This is a genomic window from Microbulbifer sediminum, from assembly GCF_021729035.1.
In the GTDB taxonomy this organism is placed as follows: domain Bacteria; phylum Pseudomonadota; class Gammaproteobacteria; order Pseudomonadales; family Cellvibrionaceae; genus Microbulbifer; species Microbulbifer sediminum.
Map to the genome: position 1 here is coordinate 167309 of NZ_JAJSAP010000002.1, position 20761 is coordinate 188069.

Below are 20761 nucleotides of genomic sequence, written 5' to 3' on the forward strand. Positions count from 1 at the left end.
TCCAACGATTCCGGAGCCTGGAAGATGCTGGATGAAACAACCTTCCGCGCCCTGGCCGGGAAGCTGGCGGCCAGCCATGCAAGCTCTGAATGGGTCGACCTGGCGCCGGGTAGCGCACTGTTACTGCCACACTGGCTGGGCCCCTCGGACCAGGCGGGCCTGATGCAGGCCTGCCTGGAGCTGCTGGCCTGGGACAGTCCCGAAATCCGCATGTTCGGCCGCAGCCATCCCATCCCCAGGCGCCATGCTTTCGTGGCCGATCCCGGTATTACCTACCGCTGGTCGGGGCTGGAACAGGTTGGGCAACCGTGGATTGAACCACTGGCCCGGGCCCGTTCACGCCTGCGATCCAGTGGTTTTGACTTTAATTCCGTGCTGGCCAATGACTACCGCGGGGGCGCGGACAGCATGGGCTGGCATGCGGACGATGAGCGCGAGCTCGGGCCGCACCCGGTGATCGCGACCCTGAGCCTGGGTGCATCGCGGCGACTGGCTTTCAAGCGGCGTGACGGTGGCGGCCGGGTTGCGCTGGAGCTGGGCCAGGGTGCGCTGTTGCTGACATCCGGCGCCGTACAGCGTCACTGGCTTCACCAGGTGGCCAAGTCCCGCCGCCCCCTGGGACGGCGTGTGAGCCTGACTTTTCGCCACCTCGCGGGCTGACCCGGAAGCATGATTGTGGTCTTGCCGGTGTTGGCAGCGTTGCGGCTCTGCGAACTTTCATGCCATTTGGTTATATATGGCGTGTGCGTTAGGTCTCGGCCAATGTTTTATCTGTCACCGGGCATTCCCTGTGTCTTTGCACCCGCGAATTTGTCTGGTATTTTGGCCGTAGGCTCTGTGGATTCGCCTGGCGGTGCTGTCAGCCGGGTAAAAAAATCTGTAAGAAAGAATGCAAACCGGAAAGCGGAAGCCCGGTGACTGCATAATCCGTTGTTGGGGCTATCTTGATTAAAGTCTTAGTGGTTGACGATCACGACCTTGTGCGCATGGGAATATCGCGCATGCTCGGTGACGTCTCTGATATTGAAGTTGTCGGTCAGGCCAGCAATGGCGAGGACGCGCTGGCCTTTGTGCGCCAGCAGCCGGTGGATGTCATCCTGATGGATGTGAAGATGCCGGGCATGGGCGGCATGGAGGCCACCCGCAAATTGCTACTGCGCTGTCCGGAATCGCGCGTTATCGCAGTGAGCGCGCTGGATGACGAAATGTTTCCTGACCGGCTGATGCAGGCCGGTGCCCTTGGCTATGTCACCAAAGGTGCTGACCTGGAGGAAATGGTCAAGGCAATCCGCACAGTCCATTCAGGCAATGTCTATCTCAGCAGCTCAATTGCCATGAAAATGGCCCTGCGGAAAGTGAACGGCAATTCGAGCAAGTCATCTCCTTTTGACGATCTGTCAGAGCGCGAGCTGCAGACCGCCACCATGATCGTCAACGGCAATAAGGTCGCTGAGATTGCCGCGACTCTCGCGGTGAGCCCAAAGACGGTCAACAGCTATCGCTACCGGATCTTTGAAAAGCTCGGTATTCACAGCGATGTCGAGCTAACGCTGATGGCAGTCAAGTACCAGGTTCTGGATCCCGAGGCAGTGCTCTGAATTTTCCATAGCGCGGTGCTCACCTTGAATTCCGCTCAGCAGTAATTGGCGAAATCCATGACAGATAGCGATGCTTCGAGCACTGTTCACCCGTTTGACAGCAAGCGTTTCCTGCAATCAGTCACCCGCAAGCCCGGCGTCTACCAGATGTTCGACGCTGATGGCCGCATCCTTTATGTAGGAAAAGCGAAGAATCTCCGCAGTCGCCTGTCCAGTTATTTCCGCGCCTCGGGCCTGACCGCCAAGACCATGGCCCTGGTCCAGCGTATCAATAGCATTGAGGTCACGGTAACCCGCAGCGAGACTGAGGCCCTGGTTCTGGAGCAGAGCCTGATCAAGTCCCAGCATCCGCCATACAATGTGATGCTGAAGGATGACAAGGGTTATCCCTATATCTTCCTTTCCAGTGCTGACACCTTTCCCAGGATTGCCTTCCATCGCGGTGCCAAGCGCAGGAAGGGGCAGTACTTCGGTCCCTACCCAAATGCCTCCTCGGTGCGGGACAGCCTCAATTTCCTCCAGAAGACATTTCGCATTCGATCCTGTGAGGACAGTGTTTTCCGCAACCGCTCACGCCCCTGCCTGCAGTACCAGATTGCCCGCTGCACAGCGCCCTGCGTGGGGTACATCAGTGAGGAGGAGTATGCTGCTGACGTGCGCCATGCGGAGATGTTCCTTACAGGGAAGAGCGACACCATTCTCCGCGAGCTGGCTGATCAGATGGACAGGGCTTCGCGCGACCTGGATTTCGAGCGGGCGGCACGTTTGCGTGACCAGATCGGCGACCTGCGTCGGCTCCAGGCCGACCAGGTGGCAGAGCGTTCGAGTGGCAATGCCGATGTGATGGGCGTGGCGTCTGAAGGTGGCACTTGCTGTGTGCACGTCCTGTTTATTCGCCAGGGGCGCATCCTTGGCAGTCGAAGTTTCTTTCCCGCCGAACGCCTGGGTCTTGGTCCCGCTGAGTTGCTTTCCGCGTTTATTCCGCAGTTTTACCTCGGTAGCCAGCGGGAAATACCGCGGGAAATCCTGATCTCTGAGGAGGTCGGGGACCGCGAGGCGCTCCAGGAGGCGCTGGGCCAGCAGGCTGGTCGCGAAGTGATCATTTCTCACAAGTTGCGGGGGAACCGCGCTACCTGGGTCACCATGGCGCAACAGGCCGCAGCACAAAACCTCGGCAGTCGCACTGCGGCCCAGCAGAAGCTGCAGGGCCGGTTCGAGGCCCTGCAGGAGGTACTGGAGCTGGAGCAACTGCCTGAGCGCCTGGAGTGTTTTGATATCAGCCACTCCAGCGGCGAGGCCACGGTGGCTTCCTGTGTGGTCTTTGATACGGGTGGGCCAGTCAAGTCCGATTACCGTCGCTTTAATATCGAGGGGATCCAGGCCGGCGATGATTATGCTGCCATGGGGCAGGCGCTCAAGCGCCGCTACACAAGGCTGTCGAGCGGAGAGGGCAAATTTCCGAATATCCTGCTGATTGACGGTGGCAAGGGCCAGGTGCGACAGGCCGTGGACACCCTGAACGCGCTGGGCGTGGTGGGTGTACAAATTGTGGGTGTGGCCAAGGGCACCACGCGCAAGGCCGGGTTCGAGACCCTCTACGTCGTCGCAGGGGGGCGTGAGCTGGTACTGTCAGCCGATTCCCCGGCACTACACCTGATCCAGCAGGTGCGTGACGAGGCGCATCGATTTGCGATTACCGGGCACCGGCAGCGGCGTGACAAAAAGCGCCGGGAGTCACCACTCGAGGGTATCCCGGGGGTGGGGCCGGCACGCCGGCGGGCACTACTCAGGCATTTCGGTGGGCTGCAGGAAATCCGGCGTGCAACGGTGCAGGAGCTCGCGAGCGTGGATGGGGTCAGCCGTAAACTCGCGCAGGATATATACTCGGCCTTACACAGTCATTGAGGTTACGAATGCAGCGCCTGCAAGTGACTACGGGGCGCATAAAGTTTCTTTTTAAGTGGCGACTTGGTAACGTACCCGCACCGCAAGCACAGGGATAAGTATGACTCTCGCCAACCAACTGACCCTTTTTCGGGTCGCATTGATACCAGTACTGGTGCTGGTGTTCTTTCTGCCGTACAAATGGAGCTATCTGGCTTCCGCGGTGATCTTTTGCCTTGCCGCCATCACTGACTGGCTGGATGGGTACATCGCCCGAAAGATGAACCAGAGCACCCCATTCGGGGCCTTCCTGGACCCGGTGGCAGATAAGCTCATGGTCGCAACAGCGCTGGTCCTGTTGGTGGGCCTGCACCAGAGTGCCTGGTTCACCATTGCTGCGGCAGTCATCATCGGGCGGGAGATTGCCGTATCTGCCCTGCGTGAGTGGATGGCCGCGCTGGGGCTGCGCTCCAGCGTGGCTGTGTCGTTCATCGGCAAGGTGAAAACCACGGCACAGATGGCAGCGATTATCGTCCTGCTCGCATTTGATGTGCGGGAATACCCGGTAATGGAAACCATCGGCTATATCCTGCTGTATATCGCAGCGGCACTGACACTCTGGTCAATGGTGATTTACCTTCGCGCGGCCTGGCCGGCCCTGATGGATAACAGTGAGGGTAATAATGAAGACGGCGATCGGGAAGAGGGATCCTGAAGCCAGCTTCTGGTCAGCAAAAAGGCCTGCCATCCCGGCAGGCCTTTTTTGGTTCAAGCGGCAGTTCGATTCACCGTGGTGCCTTCAACAGGCCACCACCGAAGTCATCATCGTTGCCGGGCTTGCCCAGGTCCTGTGCCAGGTGAGCCATTTCCGCGACTGCCTGAGCCGGGTGCATGGGCCCGCCATTGGCTTCCATGACCAGGGCCGCAACACCGGCGGCGTGGGGAGAGGCCATGCTGGTACCCACGGACCAGTACCAGCCACCGTTGCCGGTGCTGAATACGAAATCAAACACTCCACAGGGCCGTACCAGTCCGGCTACTGCACAGATATCCCCGCCATTGCTCAGGTAATACTCGTAGTCGCCACCGGGGGCGGCAAAGTCGATCAGGGACTGGCCGTAGTTCGAGTAGATTGCGAGCTGGTTCAGGTTTTCCTCGCCGGCTGCCCAGCCTCTGGGACCAGTGGCCGAAATGGAGATTGCGTGGGGCGAGTCGGCGGGCAGGGTGACCGTGTCTGTGTCCTTGTCGCCGTCCCGGGCGTCATTGCCTGCCGATGTGATGATCGTGACTCCCGCATGGTGGGCGTAATTGGTGGCCCTGGACATCATCACCTTGAGCGCTGCCGCGCCTTCCGCACTGGCGGGGAAAGAGGCGCCAAGGCTCATGTTGATAATGTCTGCGTCATGATCGGCCGCATGTACGATCGCAGCTGCCACGTCACCAAACGAACCCGAACCCTCGTCGCGCAGCGCCTTGAGCAGGATGAGCGTGGCGTCCGGAGCGACGCCGATGGTGCCAAAGCCGTTATCGGCGGCAGCGATGGTGCCGGCTACATGGGTGCCATGGCTGAAGGTGTCATCGATGCCGTAATCGATTCCTTCACCGGTAAAGTCCCTGTAGGCGCTGGTATCGATATTGGGCACCAGGTCCGGGTGATCCATGTCATAACCGCCATCAATAACCGCGACGCGTATACCCTTGCCGGTATAGCCTGCATTCCAGGCTTCAGGTGCATCTACCGCATCGTGCCCCCACTGCAAGTCAAAGAAAAAGTCATCGTCGCCGCTGCCGGGGGGATTGGCAGCCTCTTCAAGGGAAGGGCCAGCCTCGGCAACCGGCTCGTAAAACTGGAAGCCGCCGTCTGCGCTCAGGTGCTTGACCCCGGATATGGTTCGCGCAATCTCGCCAAAGTTGCTGTCCGCTTCCACCTGCAGCACACCAATCTGGGAAATATGCCTGGTGACGGTGCCACCGGCGGCCGCAATATCATCCAGCGTCGTCTGCTTGATGTCGTTGCCGTGGGCGACTACCACCCAGGAATCGGCCAATGCCGCCTGGGAGGCAGCGGCTCCCAGTGCCAACACTGAAGTCAGCGCGATCATTTGCTTGCGTAACATAGGTTTTCCTTTTTTATCCTTGGAAATTGGCGGCTTCCGTACCGCAGATTACGGAGAAGTCGCAAAACACAGCGCGTAAAGCGCCTGCGACTATGTAAGCGGGGAGTGAAATGGGAGTAAATGATATTTGATCAAATAACAAGAAAGTTTGGTCAGGTGACAGGGATAGTAGGATGTGGTTTTTCTCTTGGCACGGGATTCTTTCGGCTGGGTGAATTCAATCTTTGAAGTTCGTACCAAATTCGTCTGCGTGCTTGCGAAGGTTGTCCATGCCGGCCGCGGTAGCTGGGGATAAGGGGTTAAACCTGAGCCAATGGGCTGCGATGGTGATGTGGGAGGAAGCTGATCTGTGACTTTGGGTGGGTCTTCCCGGGGCTTATGGATGGGGAGAGCCAAGAAAAGTGGGAAGTGGTGCCCGGGGCCGGACTTGAACCGGCACGACCTAACGGTCGGGAGATTTTAAGTCTCCTGTGTCTACCGATTCCACCACCCGGGCAGGGCTGCGAGAGGCGTTCGCACTGCCTACCCCGGCGGGGGGCTCTCGCGAATCACCTGCCGGAATGGAGGGCAGGTGAGGGGAATATGGAGGCTAGGGTCGGAATCGAACCGGCGTACACGGAGTTGCAGTCCGCTGCATAACCACTCTGCCACCTAGCCATATTGTTTGCTCTGTCGAAACTTCAGTCGCCGGTTCGAGCTTAACCGGCGCTTATATCTGGCCGCTGGCGCCGTAGTTGCAGTCCGCTGCATAACCACTCTGCCACCTAGCCATATTGTTTGCTCTGTCGAAACTTCAGTCGCCGGTTCGAGCTTAACCGGCGCTTATATCTGGCCGCTGGCGCCGTAGTTGCAGTCCGCTGCATAACCACTCTGCCACCTGGCCAAGTCTTCTAGTCGGGTAAACTGCCTGATTTAAAAGGGACTGCTTACCTGAGCTGTTCGTCGTGGCGAACCTGAAAACGCGCTGGATTCTACCGGATGGACCTGAAAAATCCTAGCGTTTTCTTATACTTACGTTCGCAGCATGGCTGCGAGGAAGGCGCTATTCTAGGGATTGGGAGCGATTAGTCAAGCATTGCGGTGCTCGGTTCTGCCGCTTAACCCACAGCCCTGCGGCGCCGCCGGGGGCTGGCGGGATTTAAGCGCTATCACTATGGACGCGCTGCTACCTATTACCAATTGTTCTAAAATTTTTTGCGGTGGTACTGGCAATCCCCGGGGGTTGGCCAATACTTCCCTTAACTGGCTAGCACATTCCCCCCAAGGTGCTCGGTAATGCCGGTAGGACGCGCCCCGAGCGGCTGCTGTCCGCTGTGTAGCAAGGATGAAATCCTCCAAGTTTCACTCCTAATGGTCTTGGCCCTGACGCTCTCCCCCCCCCGTCGTCAGGGCTTTTTTTTGCCCGAAATTTGTTCACGGTTTCCCGTCGCGGAGGTTGTCCTTGTCCAGCGCCTTGACCGGTCTCCCGGCAGCTTCCTCGGCGAGCCTGCGGAACCGCGCCAGGGTTACCTTGCCCCGATCCTCGGCCAGCGCCCGCGCCACATCGTCAATGCTGGCCTCGCCGTCAGTGGCGGTGCGGATTTCGCGGTCCAGCTGGCGCATGATCCCGACCGCACGGGCGGTAACCGGGCCTGATGAACGCTTGACCAGCAGGGTAGGGGCCTCCTTGCCCCATTCTTCCAGTTCGTCCACTGCACCCTGGTAGCGGCGTTCGCTGATTCCGCCGGTACGCCGCAGGATCTCCAGTGAGTAGAACTCGGCAAGTCCTTCAACGATCCAGTCGCTCTGGTGGTCGCCACGGATACCGGTGGCCACGTGAACCAGCTCGTGGATCATGCTGCTGGTCCGGTTACCGCTGATCAGGGGGCGGTCAGAGTGCATGAAAAGTGACCGGGTTCCGGAAAGGCCCCCGCGCCACATGGGGTCATCCGCGCTGACGATCAGCAGGTGCTCGGGGAATCCCGGGAAAACCTTTTTCAGCTCTGGCAGATTCCAGTTAAGGAATGCCAGTGTGTCCTGGCGACGGACATTCTGCCCCAGGGGGGCGGCCACGGTGGTGTCGACTCCGTCGATGATATCCTGGCGGCTGCCGATCCTGCCTACGATCATCCAGCCCTTGGGGCGCTTGAAGCGGCGCCCGGGATCCTTGATGCGATAGTGATCGTCCTCGATTTCCTCGTAGGGCAGGGCAGAGGACCACCCATCCGGTAGTGAGAACTCCAGCGCAGCCTTCGAGCGCAGGCCGCTCTCCATGGTTGCCGCAATGGGCGGGATCAGCTTGTCACTGCGCAAGATGGCCCATTTGTCGGTGATACGGGAATCAAAGCTACCGGATCCTTTCTGCTCATTGATCTTGAACTGGTAGCGCAGGCTGGCGGATTTTGCCTGTGGATGCCAGACCGCTTCGTCCCCATTGACTTCAAGTTCCCCCTCACCCTCGAGGTCCAGGTGGCGCTCCGGGTCCAGGTGAAGTACCAGCTTGCGGGGCAGGCTTTCGCCCTTGAGTTGGATCTCAACCTCGGCCATGCCGGTTTCCGGCTGAATGTCAGCACGGTAGAGCAGGTCGAAGGTATTGCCTTCCGTCGCGCCTGCGGTAAACGCGATGCAGAGGAGGATCAGGCCCAGTATGGAATGCAGCTGTCTGAACATCGTACCTTTCACTGTCAGGGGTTGAGTGAGATTGGACAGCACAAGAGGGTAACGGTGCCATCTGGATTGAGGCAACCTGTTCGCTTCGGGGCGGCGAGAAGCCGTTTTACCTTGCGGGGCGGGCAGACATAAAAAAAGCCCGCGATTGCGGGCTTTTTTTGAATTTGGTCGGTGAGAGAGGATTCGAACCTCCGACCCCTTCCTCCCGAAGGAAGTGCGCTACCAGGCTGCGCTACTCACCGTTTTGTGGTGCCTCATCAACGAAGCGAGCGGCATTATAGCAGCCGCTCACGACTTGTAAACCATTGATTTACTTTTTAATTTGCCGGATCAGTCCCTCCTGGGCGGTGGAGGCCACCAGTACCCCCTCGCGGGTGAACAGCTGGCCCCGGCAGAAGCCACGGGCGCCGCTGGCTGAGGGACTGTCGGTGACATAGAGCAGCCAGTCATCCGCCCTGAAATCCCGGTGGAACCACATGGCGTGGTCCAGGCTGGCCGGCATCAGGTGGGGGTCAAAAAGGGAGATGGGATGGGGTTGCAGGGCAGTACCCAGCAGTGCCAGGTCCGAGGCGTATGACAGGGCGCAGCGGTGCTCAAGCGGGTCGTCCGACATCTCTCCCTCGGCCCGCAACCAGAACATGCAGCGGGCCTCACGCTGTTTCCGGTCAAAATAGCTTTCCGGGTCCACTGGCCGGAAATCGATCATATAGCGCCGCTGGTCGTGGGCTTCGCTGACCAGCCCGGCTTCCTCAGCCAGCTGCTGGGTATTTTTCAGTGACTCCGGGTCGGGGATAGCGTCAGTGGGCATATCCACCTGGTGGTCAAAGCCCGGCTCATGGATCTGGAAAGACGTGGACATGTTGAAGATGGCGCGGCCATGCTGCTTGGCCACCACCCGGCGAGTGGTAAAGCTACCGCCGTCGCGGATCGGGTCCACGTCGTAGATCACCGGCAGGTCACTGCTTCCAGGGCGCAGAAAATAAGCGTGCAGGGAATGGGGCAGACGGTCCTCGACAGTGCGTGTGGCCGCCATCAGCGCCTGGCCCAGCACCTGGCCGCCGAACAGCACTTTGCGATAGTTCTCCACGTGCTGGCGGCTGCGAAACAGGTTCCGGTCCAGCTCCTCGACGTCCAGCAGCTTGCTCAGTTTTTCCATTGTGTGCCTTACTTTCTGAGTGATCCATTGCCCCCGTACCCGAGTATTGGCGAGTAGCGGCGGGCATTCCAGCGACGCATGATAACAACCCGGGACGGTAGAACCATTACCGATCTGCTCAGTATGGATGTTCCTTTAGGGGGCATGAGGGGCCCGTTGGCACCGGATGCGACTATGAGGGGCCCGCCCCATACCCGCGGATCGGGTCACCGGGCGCGGGATCGAGCGGCGCTTTCGACACAAAGTCCTCTGCAACGCTTTTCCAATGTCCACTAATTGCCTATCATTCATGAATGGATAGTCAATTTCAGTCTCAAAACCGTATGGCACCTAAGGTCGGAAGTATGGATAAGGCAAAGGAGAAGGTTCAGCGCTTCCGCGCGAGGGAGCAGCGTATCCTGGATGCAGCGCTTGAACTGTTGCTCGAGCATGGCGAGGAAAAGGTCACTGTCGAACAGATCGCCGAGCGGGTCGATATTGGCAAGGGCACCATCTATAAGCATTTCATCTCCAAGACAGAGATATACATGCGCCTGCTGATGGACTACGAAAAGGCCCTGACCGAGCGCCTCAAGTCCGCTGTGGCGACGGCGGAGCAGGGTGATATCACCGCCCCGGCCCGCGCGTACTTTGAGTCGCGGATGGCTGACCCGGCAAAGGACCGCCTGTTCCAGCGCCTTGAAGAGAAGATCATCGCCCTGAACCTGGCTCCGGAAATGATTGCCGAACTCCATGCGATCAGGAACTCCAATGCGTCCGCGCTGAACCGGGTATTCGAGCGCCGGATGGAGCAGGGCGTGCTCAAGAAGGTCCCGGCTTACTTCTACTATTCCACCTACTGGGCCCTGGTGCAGGGCGCCGTCGAACTCTACCATTCGCGGTCATTTGCCGATGTGATCGAGGACCGTGAGGGGCTGATGGAGTTCATCATGGATGTGGGTGTCCATATTGGCGATGTGTCCGGCCGCCGCCCGGAAGGTGGCGCCCCGTCAGAAGGCAGCGCGAGTTCCTCTTTTGGCTGAACCCCTGTTCCAGCAACTGCAGCGATTACAGGAAGAGTTCAGTGGGCATCCACCGGTCAGCGACTGGAGCCCTGACCTGTGCGGCGATATGGACATGGTCATCCGCCGTGACGGGAGTTGGGTGCACGAGGGCACTGTGATCCGTCGCAAGCCGCTGGTGAACCTCTTTGCCAGCATCCTCAAGCGCGAGGGCGATGAGTACTTCCTGGTAACCCCGGTGGAGAAATGGCGGATCCGGGTCGAGGATGTGCCATTCCTCGCCACCCAGGTCGCCCGTGGGAAAGAGGGTGGCGAGGACAAGCTGCTCTTCACCACCAACACGGGGGACGTTGTGCCTCTGGATGCCGGGCACCAGTGGGAGCTGCGTCCTTTTGGCCGTCCACCGCAACCCATTCCCTATATCGAAGTACGCAACGGGCTGTTCGCCCGGATTTCCCGCGACGTTTACTACGAGCTCGTAAGCTGGGCCGCTACTCCCGCCCAGGGTCCGCAAGATACTCTTGTCGTCAAGAGCGCCGGTGAGGACTGGCCGCTGGGGCAATACTGAGAACCAATACCCCGGCGGTCGGAAGCATATCTTCGCGCAATTACCCTCTGCTGCGCACCTGACTGGGATCCCCACACTTCTCCTGCCTGACCAGCACGCGACATTAATAGTGGCTTTTTATATTACCAGTCCGGCCAGGTAACGCTTCGAAAGTGCAGCCTGGACTATCGCCTGGAATTGCCAGCCCCAATTCCTCGCGGTCGCCATCTGATTTCCTCTCACCGTTGGATGTAACTTATCTCCGACCTGACCGAATATTGACCGCCTGAAACATGCGCGCAACATAAGTGTAACCGTTTCTTTAATTCCTTTCAGATGTTGCAAGTTTTTTGGGAAATAAGCTGAAAAGTAACATTTCCGCAACATGGCCTTCCTACACTTCCTCGCGTCCGAATCGCCAGGGCGAACAAAAAATTTAAGGTTTCCGGGTTGCTGAAAAAGCGCTTTTGGATTCAGGACGCACAGCTGAAGAAAAGTCAGAATTTTGGCTGCCCAAATTTGCAAAACTTCCGTTAGGGGGAATTATGAAACACGTGAACAAAAAGCTACTGCTCTCTGCGGCGATTGCCGCCATGCTGGCCGGCTGCGACAGCGGTGGAATCAGCATCGAGCCGGAGACTGTCGACAACTCCGTAAGCGGTGGCACTCCCACCGATGAGAATAACCCCTGCGCTTCTTACGAGGAGAGCGGACAGGTAATGCAGGGCTCCTTCGACGGCACCAACTGTACCTACTCAGCGAGCTTTGTTGACTCCGGTAACGCCCTGACCCAGGACCTTTTTATCCCGGCGCTGGACAACGGTGGTGTTCACATCTTTGAAGGCAGCCTGTTTGTCGGCAACAACTACGACGACGACGCGACCATGGCGGCCGCCGGCATTGCTGAAGGCGGTGACGGCGCCAAGCTGACCATTGAGGCCGGCTCCACTATCGCCTTCCCGGACAGCACCAAGTTCATGGTGGTAAACCGTGGCTCCCAGGTGTTTGCTGTTGGTACCGCGGATGCCCCGATCACTTTCACCTCCACCTCTGATGCCGTCGACAACGCGGTTGCATTCGATGCGGTACAGCAGTGGGGCGGTATGGTGATCAATGGCTTCGGTATCACCAATAAATGCAGCTACGACGCCAGCCTGAACACCTCCGAGTGCCATGTACTGGCCGAAGGCGCTGCCGGCAAGGACCAGTCCAACTACGGCGGTGACAACAACAGCGACAGCTCCGGCCAGCTGGAATACGTACGCGTCAAGCACACCGGTGCCGAAGTGGCCAACGGAGACGAGCTGAACGGTATCACCTTCAGCGCCGTTGGTGGCGGAACCATCATCAAAAACCTGGAAGTTTATTCCACATACGACGATGGTATCGAGATGTTCGGTGGTGCGGTCAGCTTTGAGAATTACCTGGCCATGTACGTCCGCGATGACTCCATCGATATCGATGAGGGCTGGAATGGTTCGATCACCAACGCACTGGTAATCCAGAGCGAAACCGATGGTAACCATTGTATCGAGTCCGATGGTATCGGCAGTTACGACGATAAAGATTCCGCTACCATCGACGCAATGATCGCCGCAGGCATCAATAGCCGGCCGGTTATTGATGGCCTGACCTGCATCATCTCCGCCAATGGCGCCGACACCGCCACCCACGATCCGGGTGCTGGGTGGCGCTTCCGTGAGGCCATCTTCCCGAAAATCACCAACTCCATGGTTGTGGCTTCTTTCAATGCCGACACTACCGGTGCCGATGGCAGTAACTACTGCCTGCGTGTGGAAGACCCCGAGACCCTGGCGGAGGCAGAAACCGGAACTGAGCTGCAGATCGAGTCCAATATCTTCGCCTGTGAAGATCGCACCAAGGGTGGCCCGGTTGGAGCCCAGACCCTGGAAGAGTGGGCCGTTGCCAACAACAACATCTTCGCCGACATCACCGGCGCTGTTGACCCGACTGCGATGAACGCCACCCAGCTGCAGATCCTCGAGGGTACCCCCTCTGTGTTTTCCATCGCTGCCGGGAACATGATGGTCAACGATGCACCCATCAGCATCAGTCCCATCTCCCGCGCCTACTTCGGTGCGCTGAGCCAGGGCGACCTCGACTGGACCCAGGGCTGGACCTACGGCCTGCACGACGGCGAGCCGCTGTGGTTTGCAAACTAAGCAGGGCACTTGATCGGGGGCCTGGTCCCTGATCACCCGGGGCGCCACTTTCGCAAAGGGAGTCGGCGCCCCGTTTGCTTCTACCGCAGGATCAACAGGAAATATAAGAGGCCTGGAAATGGTTAAGATCGAAAAATATCAAAGAGCGCCGCTGGTACTGGCTATCGCCACGGCCTCGACCCTGACCCCCAGTGCGTGGGCTCAGGTGGAGATGGATGATGTTCCCGCTCCGCAAGGACAGCAAATCGAAGAAGTAATGGTCCAGGGCCGCCTGCGCGATTCCGCGGAGATGCTGGTCACCGAGCGCCTGGAAGAAGAGGTGGTCACCGATGTGCTGGGCTCGGAGATGATCGGGCGGGTGGGGGACTCCACCGTCGCGGCTGCACTGCGCCGCGTTTCCGGCCTGTCACTGGTAAGCGACAAGTTTGTCTATGTGCGCGGCCTGGGTGAGCGCTATTCCAGTACTACCATGAACGGCGCCACGGTCCCTTCACCGGACCTGACCCGTAATGTAATTCCCCTGGATATCTTCCCCACCTCGGTGGTGGATTCCCTTGCCGTGCAGAAATCCTATTCTGCCGACAAGGCTGCGACCTTTGGTGGCGGTAACGTTGATATCCGCACCAGGGGCATCCCGGAGTCGCTGACTTACTCTCTGGAATTCGGTACCGGTATGAACTCGGAGACCGACGGGGATGTTCTGAGCTATCGCGGCGGTGGCGATGATGACTTTGGCACTGACGATGGCACGAGGGAGCTTGCCAGTGAAATAGACTGGTACCTGGAGCGTTTCCAGGGGCGCCTGGGCGTGGCAGATATCCGGGATACACTGCAGAAAGATGGCGTTGAGTACCATTCCCCGCAGGAGGCCTTCTCTGCTGCGCAGAAGCTCAATCGTGAGATAGCCCTGTACCTGAATCGCGATGTGGCTATCGAGGAAGACTCCAGTGCGCCGGATGCCGATATCAAGGGTAGTGTCGGCAATCGCTTCTATATCGGTGACAACCTGGAAGTGGGCTTCCTGGCCGGGGGGTCCTACAAGAACAAGTGGCATGAAGAGGAGCGGGTCAAGCGAAGTTTTGGCGCACCGGACCAGCAGTTCGACACACAGGACAAGTCCACTCACTCAGTCGATCTGAGCGGTAACCTGAACCTGGGTGTACGTTACGGGGATGATCACGAAATCTCCAGCACCAGCCTCTACCTGCGCAATACCGATGATGAAACTGCAATCCGCGACTACTTCAACGAGAACCGCCAGCTGGCAGATGGCCGCGGCTTCCGTGAGTACAGTATCAAGTACGAAGAGCGCGACCTGTTCGTCAACCAGGTCAAGGGCAGCCATGTGGTTGGTGCCCAGACCAGGGAAATGACGCCCGGTGGCATGCTTGACTGGGTGCCGGAAGACCTGGCGTTCGACTGGTTCTATTCCGAAGCCACTGCTGCCACTGATATTCCCAATGAGGTGTCAGTGAATGCTGATACCACTACTGACGAGTCCGGAGCAGTTGTCAGCTCGGCCGTCAGCATTGGCACCAACACCTCAGGCTTCCGTTTTACCGAGCTGGAGGATACTGTCAAGGATTATGGCTGGACTGCAGCCCTGCCGCTGCAGTTCTCTTCTTCCACACTGGAGCTGAGCGGTGGTTTTGCCCGCACAGAGAAGGGGCGCACCTACAAGGAGACCGAGTTCCGCCTGGGTGCCCTGGATGTCGACAGTGTTGATTCCCTGAATGGTTCATTGGACCAAGTGCTCAGCGACCAGAATATTACCGACCCGAACAACAACTTCGTATTCGACCGCGCCGGCGCCAACAACCAGAGCTATATCGCCGCTACCCTGACCGATGCCGCCTTCGGTAAGTTTGACTGGACACTGAACGAGACCTGGCGTGTCTCCGCCGGCGCCCGCTGGGAGGACTACAGCCAGGTGGCCCTGGACTGGAACCCCTATGGCTACACTTTCGATGATCCCCAGGTCACCATGGATCGCCAGGAGCTGGAAGCCGCGACATTCAGCGAAGATGCGGTTTACCCGGCACTGGCCCTGACCTACATGGACAACCTATGGGCCGAGACTTTCCAGCTGCGCTTTGGTGCCAGCAAGACCGCGGTGCGTCCGGACCTGCGTGAGATCACGGATGCTATCTATATCGACCCGATCACCGATGAGCAGATCAAGGGTAATCCCAATGCGCGTCCGTCAGAGATCACCAATTTCGACCTGCGTGCGGAGTGGTTCTTCGACAACGGTGATAACCTGACCCTGTCCACCTACTACAAGGGTATCCTCGACCCGATCGAATTCTTCGAGCTGGGTTCCAGTGATACCAATGTTGCGCGGGAGATCATCAATGCCGAGTCTGGTGAAATCATCGGTGTCGAGATTGAGGGCCTGAAGACCATGGGCTTCCTGGGCGAAACCATGGACAGTTTCTTTGTCCAGGGCAATATCACGCTGCAGGAGTCGGAGCTGGTTGCCGGTACCGAGGCGGACGCACCGACCAATGCCGTGCGTGAGATGACCGGCGCTTCCGATTACGTGGTCAATATGCTGGTTGGTTTCGACTCGCCCGACGGTTACCACGCAGCCACCCTGGGTTACAACGTCTTCGGCGAGCGCCTGTACCTGGCCGGCCGTAACGGCTCGCCGGATGCATTCGAACAGCCGTTCCACTCCCTGGACCTCACTTACTCCTGGTATCCCACCCAGGAATTAACCATCAAGGCCAAGATGCAGAACCTGCTGGATGAGCCTGTCGAGATCGAGCGGGAGAGTGTCATTGTTTACGAGGAGCAGCCGGGATCCTCTTTTGCCCTGAGCGCGCAGTACAAGTTCTGAGTACAAACAGGGACTTAACAAGCAGAATGGGGAAGCTTAAACCGGGCGCTGGTTCCTGCGCCCGGTTTTTTATTGTCGGGATATCGTCGGGATCATGTATTATTTTACCGAGCGGATATGCTGGCGCAGGTCCTCTACCAGCGTCTCAGTCTCGATGGTATCGCAATAGACTCCATGCAGTCGGTCCACTGTGTCTTTCTCCATTCGTTCACTGCCTGTGGCCGTGGCGTCCGTGACGAGCACTGGACGGTAATGGAAATCGGCCAGGGCGCGGACGGTGGATTCTACGCCCTGGTGGGTAAACACGCCGCAGCAGTACGGCTGGGAAATATCAAGCTCGGTGAGTATGGGGTGGATATTGCTGTTGCCGAATGGACCGGAGCCCGTCTTGTTGATAATCAGCTCGTTCTCCCGGGGCTGCACCGAGTCGAGAAATTCCGATTCCCGTGAGCCGGGCAGGCACAAGAGTTCGCGCCGCTTGTGCCAGTAAGTCCGGTCGCGCCCGTCGGTTGTCTTGCAGCGGGTGCGCAAATGGATCACCTCCAGGCCCTTGTCTCGGAAAATCGCCTGTAACTCCTGGATGTTTGGCAGGACCAGCTTTTCCAGCCGGTTAAAGTAATACTCCTGGCCTGGCTGGTCGAAGGGTGCTTTGCCGTCGGTGCTGAATACGCCGTGACCGCGGGCGGCCACAAGGTACTGGAGGTCGATGCAGAGTAGGGCGGCTTTCATGCGGATACACCTGTCTTCGGGTGTCGCAAGGCGACATTCTTCTTTGGCGGTATGCTTCAGTGTAGTCAGCTGGGAAGGTCTGGCCGGGACCGGGTGCAGGCAGGCGCTGGCAGGGCGCGCAGGAGTGCGGGGTTGCTATCCAGTGCAATAAAAAAGGCGCCCGAAGGCGCCTGGAAACTCTAACTGTCGGGTTACATGTTGGGGTAGTTCGGACCACCGCCGCCCTCGGGGGCGATCCAGACAATATTCTGGGTCGGGTCCTTGATGTCACAGGTCTTGCAGTGCACACAGTTCTGCGCATTGATCTGGAAGCGCTTGCCCTCGGCATCTTCAACCACTTCGTACACGCCCGCCGGGCAGTACCGCTGCGCCGGCTCGTCGTAGATGGGAAGGTTGTGGTTCAGCGGGATCTCGTCATCCTTGAGCGTCAGGTGACAGGGCTGGTCTTCCTCGTGGTTGGTGTTGGAGATAAACACCGAGGACAGCTTGTCAAAGCTGAGCACGCCGTCAGGCTTCGGGTAGTCGATCTTCTTGCAGTCCGCGGCGGGCTTGAGCTGGGCGTGGTCCGCCTTGGTGTCACGCAGGGTCCACGGCAGCTTGCCCTGGAAGATGTTGATATCCAGGAAGGCGTAGGCGGAACCGAGAATGTTACCGAACTTGTGCTGGGCGGGGCCGAAGTTGCGCTGCTTGTGCAGCTCCTTCCAGGCCCAGCTGTTGCGGTACTTGTCGCTGTACTCGGTCAGCTCGTCACTGGCCCGCTCTGCGGCCAGGGCTTCGGCCACGGTCTCGGCGGCGATCATGCCGGACTTCATGGCGGTATGGTTACCCTTGATCTTGGCGAAGTTCAGCGTGCCGGCGTTGTCGCCGATCATCAGGCCACCCGGGAAGGTCATTTTGGGCTGGGACTGGAGGCCACCCTTGGTGATGGCACGGGCACCATAGGCCACGCGTTGACCACCTTCCAGGTACTGCTTGATCACCGGGTGGTGCTTGTAGCGCTGGAACTCGTCAAACGGGCTCACGTGGGGATTGCTGTAGGCCAGGTCGGTAATCAGGCCTACCACGACCTGGTTGTCCTCCAGGTGATACAGGAAGCCGCCGCCGTGGGAGCCGCTCTCATCGAGGGGCCAGCCGGCGGTATGCACTACCAGGCCTTCCTGGTGCTTGTCGTCGGCAACTTTCCAGATTTCCTTGATACCGATACCGTAGTGCTGCGGGTCCTTGCCTTCATCCAGCTTGAACTTGCTGATCAGCTGCTTGCCCAGGTGGCCGCGGCAACCCTCGGCAAAGAGGGTGTACTTGGCATGCAGTTCCATGCCGGGCATGTAGGCATCTTTATGGTCGCCGTTGGCCCCAACGCCCATATCGCCAGTGGCGATACCCTTGACTGAGCCGTCGTCGTTGTAGAGGACTTCTGCGGCGGCAAAACCGGGAAAGATCTCCACGCCCAGACTTTCCGCCTGTTCCGCCAGCCAGCGGCACAGGTTGCCCAGGCTGATGATATAGTTGCCTTCATTGTGCATGGTGCTGGGCACAAAGAGGTTGGGTACCCTGGTGGCTTTTTCAGCACCGCCCATGACATAGATGTCATCACCCTTGACCGGGGTATTCAGCGGCGCGCCGCGCTCTTTCCAGTCCGGGAACAGTTCATTCAGGGCAGTGGGCTCGAATACCGCGCCGGAGAGGATATGGGCACCGACCTCGGAGCCTTTTTCCACCACACACACCGAGATGTCTTCGTTGAGCTGGCGAATACGGCAGGCCGCCGCCAGCCCCGCCGGACCGGCACCCACGATTACTACGTCGTATTCCATTGATTCGCGTTCCACGGCGCTCTCCTCCGCTGGTTGCACTCGAGTATTTCAGGGCCACTGGGGCCTCGGTTCTTATATAGGTCGGCGATTATATCGGTGTTTGAACAGCCCTACCAATTGCAGGAGTATGCATTTCTCGTGGCAAATATGCCGAAATTCAATGAGTTGCGGTGGATTATGGCGGTGGCGGATGCCCGGTCATCAGTCATATGAATAGTGCTGGCGGCTATTATCAGCCTATTGATTTTGCGCAGTAGAAGGCTCAACATACACCGCGTTCAAACAACTGTTTGACCGAAGAATCATATTTGTTCGCGATATGACCTGTCAGTCGCGGCTCCAAAATAGATTAGCGAGACGGGATTTCCATGAAAGTTCTTGTAGCTGTGAAACGCGTTGTGGACTACAACGTCAAGGTTCGCCCAAAGGCGGACGGTTCCGACGTCGATACCGCCAACGTGAAAATGTCCATCAACCCATTCTGCGAAATTGCCGTTGAAGAGGCGGTGCGCCTGAAGGAAAAGGGTGTTGTCAGCGAGATCGTTGTCGTTTCCATGGGTTCCAAGCAGTGCCAGGAGCAGATCCGCACTGCTCTGGCGCTGGGCGCTGACCGTGGCATCCTGGTTGAGACCGACGAAGAACTGCAGCCCCTGGGCGTGGCCAAGTGCCTGAAAGCCATCGTTGAGAAGGAAGAGCCGCAGATGGTCATCATGGGCAAACAGTCCATTGATGGCGACAACAACCAGACTGGCCAGATGCTGGGTGCGCTGACTGGCATGGCCCAGGGTACCTTTGCTTCCGAGGTGGTTGTTGAAGACGGTTCCGCCAAGGTGACCCGTGAGATTGACGGCGGCCTGCAGACCGTCGAGCTGAAACTGCCGGCGATTGTCACCACCGACCTGCGCTTGAATGAGCCGCGTTATGCCTCGCTGCCGAACATCATGAAGGCGAAGAAAAAGCCGTTAGACACCACCAGCCCGGACGAGCTGGGTGTCGATATCGCCCCGCGCTTCAAGACCCTGAAGGTTGAGCCGCCGGCTGAGCGCCAGGCTGGCGTTAAGGTCGCTGACGTAGCGGAACTGGTGGAGAAACTGAAGAACGAGGCGAAGGTAATCTGATGAGCATCCTGGTTATTGCGGAACACGACAACGCCGAACTGAAGGGCGCAACCCTAAACACCATCGCCGCTGCCAAGGCGATTGGTGATGATATCCACGTACTGGTTGCCGGTGCCGATTGTGGCGCCGTTGCTGAGGCCGCCGCCAAGGTGGAAGGTGTCAGCAAGGTGCTGGTTGCCGATAATGCAGCCTATGGTCACCAGCTGGCGGAGAACGTAGCCAAGCTGGTGGCGGACCTGGGCAAGGATTACGGGCACATTCTGGCCCCGGCCACCACAACCGGCAAGAACATGCTGCCGCGTGCAGCGGCATTGCTGGATGTGCAGCCGATTTCTGACATTATCGCCGTCGAGAGCGCCGACACGTTCAAGCGCCCGATTTACGCTGGCAACGTCATCGCCACAGTACAGAGCTCCGATGCCATCAAGGTGGTATCTGTGCGTGCAACCGCGTTTGATGCGGTAGTCGCCGAGGGCGGCTCTGCTGATGTTACGGCCGTCGATATCGCTGACGATGCCGGTGTCTCCAGCTTTGTCGGGGAAGAGCTCGCGGAATCCGACCGTCCGGACCTCACCTCTGCCAAGGTAGTGATCTCCGGTGGCCGCGGCATGCAGAACGGTGAGAACTTTGAGATGCTCTATAAGGTCGCTGACAAGCTGGGTGCCGCCGTGGGCGCCTCCCGGGCGGCTGTGGATGCCGGTTTTGTGCCCAACGACATGCAGGTGGGGCAGACCGGAAAGATCGTGGCACCTGACCTGTACATCGCAGTCGGTATCTCCGGTGCCATCCAGCACCTGGCAGGTATGAAGGACTCCAAGATTATTGTCGCCATCAACAAGGATGAAGAGGCACCGATCTTCTCCGTGGCGGATTACGGCCTGGTGGCTGACCTGTTTGATGCCGTACCTGAGCTGGAAACAAAGTTGTAACTTCCACTTAATAGACTGTCCGGCATTCGGAAGGCGGCCCCTGGCCGCCTTCTTTTTACCTGGGAGGTGACCCGGACGGATTAGCTGTTGCAAGCTCGATGCCTGTGGGTACAGGAAGTAATCGGCGCCAATCAGGGAACATTGCCTTTCTGGGTGTGACGAAAGACAATAGGCGTCAATAATAGATAAGCTCC

15 protein-coding genes and 3 tRNA genes are annotated in these 20761 nt (G+C 58.6%); 10 read left to right on the forward strand and 8 right to left on the reverse strand.

Going from position 1 to position 20761, the window contains the following annotated elements:
* The first annotated feature begins 24 nt into the window (after positions 1–24).
* The 4 genes from LVD11_RS03495 (at position 25) to pgsA (ending at position 4197) form a co-directional block, all read left to right on the forward strand.
* A complete protein-coding gene (locus tag LVD11_RS03495) occupies positions 25–660 on the forward strand; it encodes an alpha-ketoglutarate-dependent dioxygenase AlkB family protein (RefSeq protein WP_237056200.1) in 636 nt (211 codons plus the stop codon).
* Positions 661–944: 284 nt separating this feature from the next.
* Entirely contained in the window at positions 945–1598 is a 654-nt protein-coding gene (locus LVD11_RS03500) for a response regulator (protein ID WP_237056202.1), read from the forward strand.
* Positions 1599–1655: 57 nt separating this feature from the next.
* Entirely contained in the window at positions 1656–3503 is a 1848-nt protein-coding gene (gene uvrC, locus LVD11_RS03505; RefSeq protein ID WP_237056204.1) for an excinuclease ABC subunit UvrC, read from the forward strand.
* Between the two features lie 100 nt (positions 3504–3603).
* Positions 3604–4197, forward strand: a complete 594-nt coding sequence (gene pgsA / locus LVD11_RS03510) for a CDP-diacylglycerol--glycerol-3-phosphate 3-phosphatidyltransferase (RefSeq protein ID WP_237056206.1) — start codon at positions 3604–3606, stop codon at positions 4195–4197.
* Positions 4198–4267: 70 nt separating this feature from the next.
* Here pgsA and LVD11_RS03515 read toward each other — a convergent pair whose 3' ends face one another.
* The 6 genes from LVD11_RS03515 to LVD11_RS03540 form a co-directional block, all read right to left on the reverse strand.
* A complete protein-coding gene (locus LVD11_RS03515) occupies positions 4268–5599 on the reverse strand; it encodes a S8 family peptidase (RefSeq protein WP_237056208.1) in 1332 nt (443 codons plus the stop codon).
* Between the two features lie 409 nt (positions 5600–6008).
* Positions 6009–6095: transfer RNA gene (locus LVD11_RS03520), tRNA-Leu, on the reverse strand.
* An 87-nt stretch (positions 6096–6182) separates the two neighbouring features.
* A tRNA-Cys gene (locus LVD11_RS03525) sits at positions 6183–6256 on the reverse strand.
* A 756-nt stretch (positions 6257–7012) separates the two neighbouring features.
* Positions 7013–8248: a hypothetical protein gene (locus tag LVD11_RS03530; protein ID WP_237056210.1), complete on the reverse strand. Its 1236-nt coding sequence runs from the start codon at positions 8246–8248 to the stop codon at positions 7013–7015.
* A 165-nt stretch (positions 8249–8413) separates the two neighbouring features.
* A tRNA-Pro gene (locus LVD11_RS03535) sits at positions 8414–8490 on the reverse strand.
* A gap of 68 nt (positions 8491–8558) precedes the next feature.
* On the reverse strand, positions 8559–9404 hold the full coding sequence (locus LVD11_RS03540) for an acyl-CoA thioesterase (protein WP_237056212.1): 846 nt from the start codon (positions 9402–9404) through the stop codon (positions 8559–8561).
* A 344-nt stretch (positions 9405–9748) separates the two neighbouring features.
* Between LVD11_RS03540 and LVD11_RS03545 the strand changes: the two genes are divergently transcribed.
* From LVD11_RS03545 to LVD11_RS03560, 4 genes are all read left to right on the forward strand, one after another.
* Complete coding sequence (locus LVD11_RS03545; protein ID WP_237056214.1) at positions 9749–10426, forward strand: TetR/AcrR family transcriptional regulator; 678 nt, start codon at positions 9749–9751, stop codon at positions 10424–10426.
* Complete coding sequence (locus tag LVD11_RS03550) at positions 10419–10973, forward strand: DUF1285 domain-containing protein (RefSeq protein WP_237056216.1); 555 nt, start codon at positions 10419–10421, stop codon at positions 10971–10973. Before LVD11_RS03545 ends, LVD11_RS03550 begins: the two co-directional genes overlap by 8 nt.
* A gap of 524 nt (positions 10974–11497) precedes the next feature.
* Complete coding sequence (locus tag LVD11_RS03555; protein ID WP_237056218.1) at positions 11498–13135, forward strand: beta-helix domain-containing protein; 1638 nt, start codon at positions 11498–11500, stop codon at positions 13133–13135.
* Between the two features lie 118 nt (positions 13136–13253).
* Positions 13254–15977, forward strand: coding sequence for a TonB-dependent receptor domain-containing protein (locus LVD11_RS03560; RefSeq protein WP_237056219.1), 2724 nt, complete (start codon positions 13254–13256; stop codon positions 15975–15977).
* 99 nt (positions 15978–16076) lie between these two features.
* On the opposite strand, the gene LVD11_RS03565 is transcribed toward LVD11_RS03560, so the two are convergent.
* Entirely contained in the window at positions 16077–16706 is a 630-nt protein-coding gene (locus tag LVD11_RS03565) for a cysteine hydrolase family protein (protein ID WP_237056221.1), read from the reverse strand.
* Positions 16707–16897: 191 nt separating this feature from the next.
* Positions 16898–18535, reverse strand: a complete 1638-nt coding sequence (locus LVD11_RS03570; RefSeq protein WP_439651261.1) for an electron transfer flavoprotein-ubiquinone oxidoreductase — start codon at positions 18533–18535, stop codon at positions 16898–16900.
* Positions 18536–18888: 353 nt separating this feature from the next.
* Here LVD11_RS03570 and LVD11_RS03575 point away from each other — a divergent pair, with 353 nt between their 5' ends.
* Both LVD11_RS03575 and LVD11_RS03580 read left to right on the forward strand, forming a co-directional pair.
* Positions 18889–19638, forward strand: coding sequence for an electron transfer flavoprotein subunit beta/FixA family protein (locus tag LVD11_RS03575; protein ID WP_237056223.1), 750 nt, complete (start codon positions 18889–18891; stop codon positions 19636–19638).
* Positions 19638–20567 carry an electron transfer flavoprotein subunit alpha/FixB family protein gene (locus LVD11_RS03580; protein WP_237056232.1) on the forward strand — a complete coding sequence of 310 codons (930 nt, stop codon included), beginning with the start codon at positions 19638–19640 and terminating at the stop codon, positions 20565–20567. The genes LVD11_RS03575 and LVD11_RS03580 overlap by 1 nt, the downstream gene beginning before the upstream one ends.
* The last annotated feature ends 194 nt before the right edge of the window (positions 20568–20761 follow it).